Here is a 12,546-nt window from a genome sequence, read left to right as displayed (position 1 = left end):
TCCTTTCGTAATCATCATGGGTATTTTCAAATTTTCACAGGCAGTCAGGTCGTCAAAAAATGTGACGTCAACTAGCGATCCCATCCGGCTTTTCTGTTCCAGGTCCTCCGGATTTAACAGCCGGTCCCGGAAATAAATTTTACCCTTATAAGGAACTCCCAGTCCCAGGATCGTTTTTAGAAGCGTTGTCTTTCCTGCCCCATTTCTACCCAGCAGACCCACGATGTGACCCGACTCCACTTCCAAATTCACATCCTTTAATACTTCCTGGGTCCGGTAGCCTTTTGTCATATGTTCAATTTTCAATATCAAATCTCTTTTCATTGTATTTCCTCCGACTATATTTTCAAATACACTCTGGTATTGTCCTGCGTAATTAAAGATTTATGATATAAACAATGCAGCAGATTATTCCCAGATTCATAATGATAAATGCCCCGCAGCTGATCCTTACACATTTTCGCTCCGCCTCTGTCTCCATTTCTTTTTTACTCTTTCGGCTTAAAAGATAAATAAGAAATCCTCCCATATTCTGTCCTGACAGACCAATGACTGTCCAAAGTCCGGGGCGCATTCCTCTGCTCTTTGCATCCTTATAAATCCATTTCCCCAGATGATAAAAAAACACCACCATTGCCGGTACCAATAAAACCAATCCTGTTATCAGCCATATCATACTATTCATGTTCATATCCTCCATATTCTCTATATTATTTCTTCACAAGTGATATACATAGCATATACCTGCTCTCTTATACTCAGCTATTCTTAACCTTAACTCAACCTTAAAAAAGCAGGAAATATGCATTCCACACATTTCCTGCTTATCATTTCTTTGATATTTTGTTGTCTGTCAGTTGCCCTTTACCTGTTTTCTCTGCATATTCCTCTCTGAGAACAGTTCCTTTGTTTCAGCTTATTACAACATATTCAGATACATATCTAACCGCTCGTTCACATATCCGGCAAACAGGTGTTCCATTGCCAGAAGACTATGATTTGAACCATAGTATGCATCGAATGCATTGTAATAACTTATCCGATCCGTAAATTTTATGTCAATTGGCGGATACCCCGCTTTCATAAGTTCTAAATTTACAAGGAGACGGCCAGTTCTGCCATTTCCGTCAATAAACGGATGAATCCCCTCAAACTCAATATGAAATAGTGCCAGACGTGAGATGATATGCTCTGTACTTTTCTCGTATTTTTGCAAGAGCTGTTCCATACAAGGCATAATGCGATATGGCTGTACGGGTTCATGTTTTGCTCCCATGATACGCACAGGCACCCGGCGGTAGACACCACGGTCTTCTCTTTTATCTGCCAACACAAGATAATGTATTTCTTTGATAATCCGTTCAGAAAGAGGTATCTGATCTTTTACCAGTTCACCAACAAATTCAAATGCATCTTTATGGCCTACTGCCTCCATATGGTCCTTTAGTGGTTTTTTGTCAATTGTAAGTCCCCTCAAAACCATGTCCGTCTCACGTAGTGTCAATGTATTACCTTCGATTGCATTGGAATTATAGGTATACTCAACCATAAATTCTTCATTAAGTCTTTCAATTTCTCCTTGGGTCAATGGACGTCTGGAATCTAATTCTTTCTTTTTGCTGTCAATCATATCCAGCAAACTATCAGCAGACTTATAACGGCCATCTGACGGCTTGATAGCATCATGGGGTATTTTCCACCCACGGCCTTCTTGGTAAGCGCCAGGTATTTTTCCTTCAGCACAAAGAATTCTGACCCGCCTGTCTGAAATGTTCCACTTTTCTGCGGCTTGTTTTGTTGTCATTGACATCTTCATCACTTCCTTCTTTAGTTGCTATTATACCCAATTATCGGAATAATAGCAAGCTATTCGGAATAATATAGTGTCTTTTATCGGAACAATACTAATTTGGATTATTTTTATATTCGCACTGATACGATTATCGTTTTCGCCAACAGGAACGTGGATATATCCTGTTTACACATCCCTTAATCCTTTCACAAAAGGTATCAGGCAAAGAATTAAAATAATTCCTAAGATCCCAATCACAATACCTGCCACCATATGGCTCCAAACCATGGTAAGACACATGCCTGCACCTAACAGCAATGCTCCCAAGATACCAATCAGCGTTGCCCCAATTGTTTTGCCTGACAGCCTGATAGGCGTCTTATTTTCCATCCTTCTCCAGACAAATACCATAATAAAAAGAACTGCTATACCAATCGCTCCCATGATAATACCGGGTCTGAATGCATTCCACTCCTGAATCAAAGCCATGCACTCCGGATGCTTGTCTGTTATTCTGTTCTTCTGTCAGCCTTGTTCGGGCTTCTTCTACTGATTCGCCTTCTTTCGTAAGATAAAGATCCACGAATTTATCGGCAATTTTGTTGAAGCCTCCTACTGCAGCTGTTTCTATTTTCTTGTAACTGCCGACTGCACCTGACTCAATTCTCTTGTAACCGTCAACTACTCCTGTCTCAATCTTCTTGCAGCCGCCGACTACTTCTTTAGCAATTTTTTGATTTGCTTTTACTAATTTTGATTTCGCCATTCTCTTATTCTCCAATTCTTTTTATTTTGTCTGTGTTTTATTTGATGATAAGAGAATAGCTTTTTAATATTTGTATCATGTTTGATTTTTGTTTCTGAAATATTAATTTATTATTTGTTATTTTCAAAACATACCGCATACTGCTCCAGAACCAGATTAGTACCAGCTATTATTGCCGATTCTTTTGGTAATCCCGATGGACAGATCCTGATAGCCCTCTCTCTATGACCAAGCATCTGATCCTTCATCAGTTGTTCCATATAGGGAAATATGAAAGCTCCTTTGTATAATAATTCTCCGGATACAAATACGACCCCCACATCCAGGAGATTCATCATCGTAGTTAAAGATGCTGCCAGTAACCTGCATTCCCGCTCAACCACCCAGACAGCGTCTGCTGCTCCTTCTTCATAGGCATCCATAATTTTTTCCCAGCTGGTTAAGGAATTATCTTTTTCCATGGCAGACCGTAAAACATTTGGTATCGCGGCATAGAGTTCCAGACAGCCATGATTCCCGCAGCTGCATCGCTCTCCATCCAAATTAACCGTAGTATGTCCGATTTCACCACAATATCCATGAATACCCTTGTAAGGTTTCCCATTTAAAATCAGTCCCCCTCCAACTCCGGTATCCACAATTAATTCCAGAAAACTTTCTTCTCGGACACCGGCTCCATAATATCGTTCTGCCATCGCCAATGCCTGGGCATTATTTTCTATATAGACAGGACATGCAAATCTTTCCTTAAAATAACTGGCTACCTCTATCTGATGCCAATCCTCAAAATTCGAAGGTTTTAAAATTGTCCCATTTATGCTGTCTAAAGGACCAGGGGCTGTAATACCAACACCAAGCAATCTGTCCACACCTCCGTCTTCTTTCAAAAAATCAAACGCTTTCTGACAAAGACAGTTGAGCATCTGTATTGCCGGAACCCCTTTTTTCTGTGGAAACTTTTCAACCATCAGTATGTCTCCAGAAAAATCGCAAAGTCCGACGCTGCAGATATCCCTGGCAATATTAATGGATAAGATCCTGTATTTTTTAGGATTTAACTTTATCGTTACAGACGTTCTGCCTACTTTCCCCGTAACCAGCTGGTCTTCAATCACAATACCTTCACCCAGCAATGTATCAATTAAAACAGAAATAGCCGCTCTGGTCAGTCCTGTCCGCCTAGATAAATCCGCCCGTGACATAGGCTGCTGCCGAAGAAAATTAATAATACTTCTTTGGTTGCGCAGCTTCATATTATTTGCATTTCCCATGGTAATCCCCTTTTCAAACAATCATTTTGATCATCATAATCTATTTTTCACAATTTGTCAAATCAATTGACAAACTCTATTTCACATGCTATATTTCATATATAAGAAAGGCAGGTGGTCCACATAGATATAGTCTATTTATGCCCGCGTGCCGCCAAAAAGCGCTTCGGAAAGGTTAGAAAATACCAGTTCCGCGGCCAGCTGACGGAGTCCATACCAGTTTCCCACGCCCATCATTTCGTACATTACCTATCATACACAAAGTGTAATTTAATCAGCAAAACCCAAATTTAGTGTTTTATAACCATATTGGCTCACTATGTTCTTGCTAAATAAAAACTTGAATTGTTCGAAATATATTTGTAACATGAAATTGTACGCTCTAGAGTCTGTTTAAAACACACACCCAAAATGTAAAAGGAGGAACTTTAATCATATGAAATCTATTGGTATTGATATAGGAACAACCACCATTTGTTCCGTTCTGATAGATGCATCCAGTAAAACTTTACTGGATGCATCCACACAACCAAATCATTCTGCCCTGCCCGGTGCTCAGTCCTTTGAACGCTTGCAGGATCCCGCTGTCATCCTGAATACCTGCACTGCAATGGTAAATCATTATCTGGAATCCTATTCAGACATTGTCAGCATCGGTATCACAGGGCAGATGCATGGGATACTTTATGTAGATCATCAGGGGCAGGCAGTAAGCCCCCTCTTTACCTGGCAGGATGGAAGAGGTGATGTCGCCACGGAACAGAACTTGACCTACGCAGGCTTTTTATCTTCCAGGACAGAGTATGCTATGGCTGCCGGATTCGGTATGACCACACATTTTTATAATCATCTGAACCGGCTGATTCCCTCTGATGCCGCTTCTCTTTGTACGATTCCCGACTATATCGCAATGCGCCTGGCTAACCGCAGTACCCCTTTAATTCACCAAAGTATGGCTGCCAGTCTTGGAATGTATGAAATAAATCGCAGGCAATTTGATCTTGCAGCAGTTACATCTCTTGGTTTATCAGCAGATATACTGCCGGAAATTGCCTGCGGTGAATGCTATATAGGAAATACAGATTCCGGCATTCCGATCACGGTAGCTCTGGGAGATAATCAGGCGAGTTTTCTGGCATCTGTGAATTTGGAAGATGCCTGTCTGGTAAATGTAGGTACCGGCAGCCAGATTTCTATTATGACACGGACTCCATATCAGTCAACCCAAATCGAATGCAGGCCTTATCTGGGAGACACCTATCTGCTGGCGGGCTCCTCTCTGTGCGGCGGATATTCCTATTCCCTTTTGAAAAATTTCTTCGAAGAAACCCTGGCACAGTTTGGCATCACTCCACAGTTTTCCACATATGAAATCATGAACCGTATGGCTTTTGATGCAGCTGCACACGCTGAAACCTTAAAAGTAGACACCAGATTTTGCGGCACCAGACAGGATGCTTCTATTACTGGCTCCATTCAAAATCTCAAGATAACAAATTTCCATCCCGGCAATTTAGCCCTTGGCATTCTTCAGGGTATCTGCACAGAACTTTATGATTTATATACGCAGTTTCCAGAAGACGTAAAACCTATCAAAACCCTGGTTGGAAGCGGAAACGGAATTCGGATGAATCCATTGCTCCAACAGCTGTTTGCAAGTACATTTAAGGCTGAGCTTGCCATTCCGGACATAAAAGAAGAAGCCGCTTATGGATGCGGCCTCTTAGGTTTAAAATTAAGGTCATAAAATTAACACTCAAGGTAATTCTGGTCTTCTGTATTGTAGCAGAAGACCATTGGCCTATTAATTTCACTCACCTATTCAATAATTTATTTTCACCACAAAATTAGAGATCTTTGGATTTAACATCCCTGCAATTACTGCCGGACGTTCATTCTCGTTTCTCCAAATAAACACTCACCACCAGCAACACAATAAACATCATAACAAGCACCCCACATAAGGTTCCGGCAATAACAACGAAATATTGAAACTTATATATAGCATATAGTATTATAAAAACAAACGTAAAACAGCATATCACATAATTCATAATCTTAATAACTAAATGACTGCTTTTCATAACCAGATATAAATCTCTTTCATCTGCGTTTTCCGCAAGCTCTTCCAATACTCCTTTTTTTGAAAATGCTCTTATTAAATTAACCGCTGAAAGTGCAATAAGCAAAGCACCTGATATCATGAATCGTTGTTCAGAATAGTTGAAATAGGCAGCGAAACATATAATAGCTAAAACTGCTGTTGTGGTACCAATTATAAGACCACGTTTATTTAATACTTTCATTTTCTTTACCCTCCATTTTTGAATTTTCTCTTAGACAGCATAATTCCTCAATGCTTACGCCAAAAATTTCAGAAATATGGAATGCAAGCATAAGAGATGGATTATATTGTTCTTTTTCAATAGAAATAATCGTTCTTGCTGACACATGAACCAAATCTGCAAGCTGTTGTTGTGTTAAACCCATACTCGTTCGTAATTCTTTAACTCTGGTCTTCATACAACACCCCTTTTCAATGTGAAGTATACTTCTTATGAAGTTAACTTCATATTATACCAGAAAATTGCATTTGTCAATACAAACATGAAGTCAACTTCACACAAAAACAGCCTGAATGATTTTCACCACCCAGGCTGTTTCTTTTATCTTTTCCTTCTCCATGGTGACGGGCAACCCGAATGAGTACATCTGTTTTTCCATCCAATGGATATACACAGCACCGCAATCACCAGCAGACTGATCATTCCAATCAGAACAACCAGATAACTTTCTGTCAAATCAAATATAAAGCCATAAGCCGGGATCAGAATTATGGATGCAATAGGTGCGCCCATGGACACCTTTGCAAATATTTTTTCATAGTCTCTCTGCCCATAAAACTTGATCGTCAGAATTGGTGCTAAAACCATGATTGACGAACTGATCAGACCATGCAGAAATGTGGATAAGCTAAAAATTAAAAATCCGCTTCCACTTAATAAAAATCCTGCAATTGCAATAAAACCAATTCCAATTATTCCATAACACGTCTTGAGGCTGCCAATTTTATCACTAATTATACCAATTGCAATGGATCCAACGGCACTGCCGATAGAAGCATATGCCAATGCATTACCTGTTTCCCTGGTACTATAGCCCAGCAGAGAACCGTAAGTGGGAATATGCTGTGTAAAAACCCCAATTCCAGTGATTGCAATCATAAAAAACAACAGCAGATAAAACGAAGTGGACCGAAGCGCTTCCTTTTCTGATATATCCAGATCCAATGTATGTGCAATCCGCTCTGTATCATAAACCCGCTCCGCTTCATGAACCTGCTCTGATGCACCTCTTTCATCAGTCTGGCTTCCGCTTCCGAACGGCTCCAGTTTTATATCTTCCGGTCTGTTTTTAAGTAGTATCAGTGCAGTTAATACAACCACTATAAAAGCTGCTCCTCCTATATAAATATAACCGGTCCGCCAGCCCCTGATAGAAATAATGTTGGATGTAACAGGCTGAAAAACTGCACCGAACAGCCCGACGAACGCCATTTGGATTCCCATCATCATTCCCGCGTTTTTTGCAAACCACCGATTAATGAGAATCGGTCCTAACAGACTTACCAGAATTGTGGCTCCCATTGCATAGGGAATTGCCAACAGATACCATCCATATACCGCATTCATAAATCCCATTCCAGCAAAAGAAAGCGCCTGCAGAACGGCACCTGCAATTGCCACAATACGGATATCATATTTATTAATTAGTTTTCCTGCAAATGGAAGCCATAAGACCATAACAATTGAAGTAATGCTAAAGTAAATGGACAGGGAGCCCATTCCCACTCCTATTTCCTGTGAAACGGGAAACAGAAACAACCCTGATGTCATATTAATCCCACCCCCGGCAAATCCCCGGATCATAATAACTCCAAGCAGAATCAGCCATGCATAATGTAATTTATTTCTTTTCATTGGCTACAGCACTATACGGCACACCTTTTTTTAATCCTTCTATATATAAGCAATATCAGATTTTTACCGAATGCCGATATTCTCCTTTATCTATTTTCATAAATAAGTGTCTGCCTTTCTCCCTTTTTTATTCGCTTTATATAATTGTAAATTGCTGAACATCACTGCAATAAGATAAGCTATTTAACTTAATAGGTATCTTTCAATCAGCGGAAACACCCCATCAGAATCGCATAAAATACAAGATTATACGAATACTAATCAGGATTATAAAGATTAGGATGGTGAATCAGGTATGAATAAGCTGGAAAATAAAACAGCACTTATAACATCGGCAACAAAGGGAATCGGTCTTGCCTGTGCCTTAAAACTGGCTGAAAGCGGAGCTACCGTCTATATGGGTGTGCGCCGTGTAGAAGCAACCCAGGAGATATGTGATCAATATAAGTCCAAAGGCTATAAAATGTTTCCTGTCTTCTTTGATGCCACCGACAAGGCAAGTTATGCAACCATGGTGGAAGAAACCGTGAAACAGACCGGCAGGATCGATATATTAATCAATAATTTCGGTGTGGGAAAGCCCTCAGAGGATTTGGACCTGGTAAACGGAAATGAGGAGGCTTTTTTCGAGATACTGGACTTGAACTTAGGCAGTGTTTACCGTATAACCAAACTGGTCATCCCACATATGATTCAGGGCGGCGGCGGTTCCGTAGTAAACATCTCTTCTATCGGCGGTATGATCCCTGATATCACCAGAATAGGCTATGGTGTGTCCAAAGCAGCAGTGAATAACATCACCCAGCAGATCGCCATGCAGTACGCACGCCAGAATATCCGCTGCAACGCCGTCTTGCCCGGTCTTACAGCTACAGATGCAGCATTGAAAAATATGCCGGAAGCATTTATTAAATCTTTTTTGTCCCATGTACCGTTAAACAGAATGGCTTCTCCGGAAGATATCGCCAACGCCGCACTGTTTTTTTCCAGTGATGATTCTTCTTACATCACAGGACATATTTTGGATGTTGCCGGGGGATATGGAATCGGCACCCCTCAGTATGCTGATGTAATCCGGTCTGCGGACAAATAAGCAGCCAGCTCCGTAATTTCTTTTGCAAAGGATCACAGTCCAATTATTGGCTTAACAAAAATACCATAACATCCCAATTTATGTGCTAATTGCCCCACAATTCAATGGATGGGATCCACTTCATCTGCTGAATAAGGCATAAATATCACGCAAATTGGGATAACTCCCCAAAATCGCAAACAGGCATTTCCTATTCTCCTAATTCAGCAAAATAAATATTCCCAATTTACTCTTTTCGGTTTATAATTCTTAATATAGTGTCTGATTTTTATAATTCCATTCCAATTTAAGCAAAAAACATTAAAATATTGTCATTATTAACATCACGTTTTGCAAGGAACTCGCATGTAAGACGAGACGTTTCGAAAGGAACTCACATGTAAGACGAGACTTCAAAAGGACGTTTCGAAAGGAGGCAGCACAATGAAAAACAATCCTGTCAACAGTGAAATTTTTCGGGAACAGGTCACACATGGTAATCAGGATTTTCAGTTACAGCTTTATAAAGACATGGAATACCATGAAAAAGGTTTAATCCTTTATAATCACTGGCATGAAGAAGCAGAAATATTTGTTGTTACGGAAGGGGCAATCGAGCTTGTCGTAGACGGTATTTCGATATTTGCAGAGAAAAATACCGTGGTTCTGATTCCGCCCAATCTCCTCCACAGCGCTTACCAATACCAAAATCAAAAATGCCGTTTTACATCCATCGTTTTCCATGCAGATTTTATTGCCAGTAAGAATCCGGACATCATCCAGACACAGCAGCTGGACCCCTTTTTTGACAATACCTTTATCTCCTCCTATGTATTGTCTCATGCGGAGCGGAAAAACGAAACGGTACAGCTGCTTTTAGGGGATCTAATACATAATTATTCCTCTTCCGAACCTTATCGCGAACTTATTATTAAGGGCTGTCTCTATCAGATTTTGTATCATTTGCTGCAAAAGGAGAAAAAGCATAATCTGAAATCGGTCTCTGATTATGTTAACGAAGAGCGGAAAAAGAAAATCCTAAGCTTTATGGAGGCAAACTATCAAAATCCTCTGAATCTGAATGAACTTGCGACAGCTATTTCTCTGAGCAAAGAACAATTCTGCCGTTTTTTTAAACATTCTTTTCGTACAACACCGATTCATTACCTGAACAAATACCGCATTAACCGGTCCATGGATTTATTAAAGGAAACCAGTAAATCTATTATAGAAATCGCAATTGAGGTAGGCTTTGACAGCAGCAATTACTTTTCTGTCTCATTTAAAAAAGCAACCGGAATGACCCCAAGCCAATTTCGTAAAATGACATGATTTTAATAATCTCTGACAGAATCGTAGATGCACTTTCTCTGAAAGAATTATATAATACAAACAAATATAATTTATAGGAGGTCTTATATGTCATTCTTTACTCGTGGAGAAAATTATTTGGAATATCATAATGCCGGTGAAACATTACGGATTATGGCGTGGGGAAAAAACAGCCTGCGCGTGATTTCTGTACCTAACGGTCCGCTGGATCTCTCCAGCAGTGCACTGCTCCCTCAGGAGACAGTACAGACCATCATTACAGCCGGTGAAGACACCGCAGAGATTTCCAACGGAAAAATCTCGGCACTTATTGATACCCGAGGCTGGAACAGTGCTGCTGTTGTAACTTTTTACAACGACAGAAAAGAAGTAATTCTAAAGGAAATAGATGGCGGAGGCGCACTGATTCGCAGAGCGCGGCATTTTAATCCATATGTAGGCGGAGATTACCGCCTGAAAGTTACTTTTGAATCCGATCCTCAGGAAAAGATCTACGGCATGGGACAGTATCAGCAGGACATTCTGGATCTAAAAGGATGTAATCTGGAACTGGCACACCGTAATTCACAGGCATCTGTTCCTTTCTATGTTTCCAGTTTGGGCTATGGATTTTTCTGGCATAATCCGGCGGTAGGCAGTGTATCCTTTGGTAAAAACACAACGGAATGGAGAGCTGACAGTACGAAGAAAATGGATTATTGGATTACCGTTGGTGATAATCCTGCTGAAATAGAATCCCAGTACAGTACCGCAACCGGCAAAGCACCCATGATGCCGGAGTACGGATTAGGTTTTTGGCAATGCAAACTGCGCTATTATAATCAGGAACAGGTTCTGAAAATTGCACGGGAATACCATAAGCGCAAAATACCTGTTGATGTATTTATTATCGATTATTATCACTGGCCCCGCTGCGGCGATTTCCGTTTTGATGAGAATTTCTTCCCGGACCCTGAAGCAATGGTGGAGGAACTCCGGTCTTATGGCATGGAAATAATGGTTTCTGTCTGGCCTCAGGTTGACTGGCGCAGCGAGAATTTTGAGGAGATGCAGCAAAAAGGCCTGCTAGTCAAGACCGATCATGGCATGAATGTCCAGATGAATTTCCAGGGAAATAATGTATTTTACGATGCCACCAACCCAGAAGCCAGAGAATACGTCTGGAATAAATGCAAAGACAATTATAATAAATATGGCATAAAAGCGTTCTGGCTGGATGAAGCTGAACCGGAATTCGGCACCTATGATTATGACAATTACCGGTATTATTGTGGAAGTGTATTACAGCAGGGAAATATCTATCCTAAGGAATACGCCCGTGGCTTTTACGAAGGGCAGAATTCCAATGGCCAGAAAGACATTCTGAACCTTGTTCGCTGTGCCTGGGCAGGCAGCCAGCAATATGCCGCCTTAATCTGGTCGGGAGATATCCACTCTACTTATCAGGACTTTCGTAATCAGATTGTTGCGGGATTGCAGATGGGACTATCCGGAATTCCATGGTGGACTACCGATATCGGCGGTTTTCATGGAGGTAATATACACGATGCGGACTTCCAGGAACTGCTGGTCCGCTGGTTCCAATTCGGTGCTTTCTGTCCTGTAATGAGGCTTCACGGCAACCGCCTTCCACGGGACCCCCTCTATAAAGCAAACGGGGAAGAAACTGAAGGTACCGGTGCAGATAACGAAATCTGGAGCTATGGGGAAGAAAACTACCAGATTATGAAAAAGTTCATCGGAATACGTGAATTGCTCCGGGATTATACCCGAAGCCTGATGGAAGAAGCACATAAAAATGGAGCTCCCGTTATGAGAACGATGTTCTATGAATTTCCAAAGGACACAGTTACCTGGGATCTGAAGACCCAATACATGTACGGTTCCGATATTTTAGTTGCACCTATGGTAGAAGCCCACGCTGTTTCCCGAAAAGTGTATCTGCCGGAAAACAGCAGCTGGACCTGTGCAAGAACCGGCGAGGTTTTCCAGGGCGGACAATGGGTAGATGCAAAAGCAGATATCGATACGCTTCCTGTATTTCTTCGTGACGGCAGACAAAATTACCTGATCAGACAGATTTAAACATTTGTGCACCGCCCGCAAACAAGGCAGTATATGTGCTTTTGTGCATACATACCGCCTTGTTTTGTATCTTATTTTGTATCTTATAGACCTCACACTTCTTCCACCGGAAGTATAATTTCCGTCACCGCCCCAAAGCCATCGTCCATATTAGAAAAATGGATTTGTGCTTTATCTTTATACATCAACCGCAGTCTCTGCACCGCATTTTGAAGTCCTACATGCCTCCTGCCGTCATAGACAATATT

Annotated in this window: 13 protein-coding genes; 4 read left to right on the top strand and 9 right to left on the bottom strand. The window is 41.0% G+C overall.

Features of this window, described 5'->3' with window-relative positions; genetic code table 11:
• The 6 genes from ACH2DQ_RS03605 to ACH2DQ_RS03580 all read right to left on the bottom strand — a co-directional run.
• Positions 1-324, bottom strand: a 324-nt coding sequence (locus ACH2DQ_RS03605; RefSeq protein ID WP_395025618.1) for an ATP-binding cassette domain-containing protein, incomplete at its 3' end; no start/stop codon positions are given.
• A gap of 52 nt (positions 325-376) precedes the next feature.
• The gene (locus tag ACH2DQ_RS03600) at positions 377-685 is read right to left on the bottom strand and encodes a hypothetical protein (RefSeq protein WP_394914732.1); all 309 of its coding nucleotides are present in this window, start codon (positions 683-685) and stop codon (positions 377-379) included.
• Between the two features lie 234 nt (positions 686-919).
• Positions 920-1,810 carry a Fic family protein gene (locus ACH2DQ_RS03595; protein WP_394914733.1) on the bottom strand — a complete coding sequence of 297 codons (891 nt, stop codon included), beginning with the start codon at positions 1,808-1,810 and terminating at the stop codon, positions 920-922.
• Between the two features lie 168 nt (positions 1,811-1,978).
• On the bottom strand, positions 1,979-2,182 hold the full coding sequence (locus ACH2DQ_RS03590) for a hypothetical protein (RefSeq protein WP_394914734.1): 204 nt from the start codon (positions 2,180-2,182) through the stop codon (positions 1,979-1,981).
• A complete protein-coding gene (locus tag ACH2DQ_RS03585) occupies positions 2,172-2,558 on the bottom strand; it encodes a hypothetical protein (RefSeq protein ID WP_394914735.1) in 387 nt (128 codons plus the stop codon). The genes ACH2DQ_RS03590 and ACH2DQ_RS03585 overlap by 11 nt, the downstream gene beginning before the upstream one ends.
• Before the next feature lie 110 nt (positions 2,559-2,668).
• Positions 2,669-3,829 (bottom strand): ROK family protein, encoded by a 1,161-nt coding sequence (locus tag ACH2DQ_RS03580; protein WP_394914736.1) that lies wholly within the window; start codon positions 3,827-3,829, stop codon positions 2,669-2,671.
• Between the two features lie 436 nt (positions 3,830-4,265).
• Between ACH2DQ_RS03580 and ACH2DQ_RS03575 the strand changes: the two genes are divergently transcribed.
• Entirely contained in the window at positions 4,266-5,576 is a 1,311-nt protein-coding gene (locus ACH2DQ_RS03575; protein WP_394914737.1) for a sedoheptulokinase, read from the top strand.
• A 145-nt stretch (positions 5,577-5,721) separates the two neighbouring features.
• On the opposite strand, the gene ACH2DQ_RS03570 is transcribed toward ACH2DQ_RS03575, so the two are convergent.
• From ACH2DQ_RS03570 to ACH2DQ_RS03560, 3 genes are all read right to left on the bottom strand, one after another.
• Complete coding sequence (locus ACH2DQ_RS03570; RefSeq protein ID WP_394914738.1) at positions 5,722-6,135, bottom strand: hypothetical protein; 414 nt, start codon at positions 6,133-6,135, stop codon at positions 5,722-5,724.
• On the bottom strand, positions 6,119-6,352 hold the full coding sequence (locus tag ACH2DQ_RS03565) for a helix-turn-helix transcriptional regulator (RefSeq protein WP_394914739.1): 234 nt from the start codon (positions 6,350-6,352) through the stop codon (positions 6,119-6,121). Before ACH2DQ_RS03565 ends, ACH2DQ_RS03570 begins: the two co-directional genes overlap by 17 nt.
• Before the next feature lie 143 nt (positions 6,353-6,495).
• Positions 6,496-7,809 (bottom strand): MFS transporter, encoded by a 1,314-nt coding sequence (locus ACH2DQ_RS03560; RefSeq protein WP_394914740.1) that lies wholly within the window; start codon positions 7,807-7,809, stop codon positions 6,496-6,498.
• 295 nt (positions 7,810-8,104) lie between these two features.
• On the opposite strand from ACH2DQ_RS03560, the gene ACH2DQ_RS03555 reads away from it, so the two are divergent.
• The 3 genes from ACH2DQ_RS03555 to ACH2DQ_RS03545 all read left to right on the top strand — a co-directional run bounded on the left by ACH2DQ_RS03555 (position 8,105) and on the right by ACH2DQ_RS03545 (position 12,298).
• Positions 8,105-8,902, top strand: coding sequence for an SDR family NAD(P)-dependent oxidoreductase (locus ACH2DQ_RS03555; protein WP_394914741.1), 798 nt, complete (start codon positions 8,105-8,107; stop codon positions 8,900-8,902).
• 423 nt (positions 8,903-9,325) lie between these two features.
• Complete coding sequence (locus ACH2DQ_RS03550; protein ID WP_394914742.1) at positions 9,326-10,213, top strand: helix-turn-helix domain-containing protein; 888 nt, start codon at positions 9,326-9,328, stop codon at positions 10,211-10,213.
• An 87-nt stretch (positions 10,214-10,300) separates the two neighbouring features.
• On the top strand, positions 10,301-12,298 hold the full coding sequence (locus ACH2DQ_RS03545; protein ID WP_394914743.1) for a TIM-barrel domain-containing protein: 1,998 nt from the start codon (positions 10,301-10,303) through the stop codon (positions 12,296-12,298).
• Positions 12,299-12,546 lie beyond the last annotated feature (248 nt).

The organism is Robinsoniella sp. (genome assembly GCF_034124845.1).
The sequence above is the reverse complement of the archived record's forward strand: the minus strand, read 5'-3'. Positions and strand labels throughout refer to the sequence as shown.

Coding starts and splice junctions, on each gene's coding strand:
- ACH2DQ_RS03585 (WP_394914735.1), bottom strand. CDS start 2,558: ATGGCGAAATCAAAATTAGTAAAAGCAAATCAAAAAATTGCTAAAGAA.
- ACH2DQ_RS03595 (WP_394914733.1), bottom strand. CDS start 1,810: ATGTCAATGACAACAAAACAAGCCGCAGAAAAGTGGAACATTTCAGAC.
- ACH2DQ_RS03555 (WP_394914741.1), top strand. CDS start 8,105: ATGAATAAGCTGGAAAATAAAACAGCACTTATAACATCGGCAACAAAG.
- ACH2DQ_RS03570 (WP_394914738.1), bottom strand. CDS start 6,135: ATGAAAGTATTAAATAAACGTGGTCTTATAATTGGTACCACAACAGCA.
- ACH2DQ_RS03575 (WP_394914737.1), top strand. CDS start 4,266: ATGAAATCTATTGGTATTGATATAGGAACAACCACCATTTGTTCCGTT.
- ACH2DQ_RS03560 (WP_394914740.1), bottom strand. CDS start 7,809: ATGAAAAGAAATAAATTACATTATGCATGGCTGATTCTGCTTGGAGTT.
- ACH2DQ_RS03600 (WP_394914732.1), bottom strand. CDS start 685: ATGAATAGTATGATATGGCTGATAACAGGATTGGTTTTATTGGTACCG.
- ACH2DQ_RS03580 (WP_394914736.1), bottom strand. CDS start 3,829: ATGGGAAATGCAAATAATATGAAGCTGCGCAACCAAAGAAGTATTATT.
- ACH2DQ_RS03545 (WP_394914743.1), top strand. CDS start 10,301: ATGTCATTCTTTACTCGTGGAGAAAATTATTTGGAATATCATAATGCC.
- ACH2DQ_RS03565 (WP_394914739.1), bottom strand. CDS start 6,352: ATGAAGACCAGAGTTAAAGAATTACGAACGAGTATGGGTTTAACACAA.
- ACH2DQ_RS03550 (WP_394914742.1), top strand. CDS start 9,326: ATGAAAAACAATCCTGTCAACAGTGAAATTTTTCGGGAACAGGTCACA.
- ACH2DQ_RS03590 (WP_394914734.1), bottom strand. CDS start 2,182: ATGGAAAATAAGACGCCTATCAGGCTGTCAGGCAAAACAATTGGGGCA.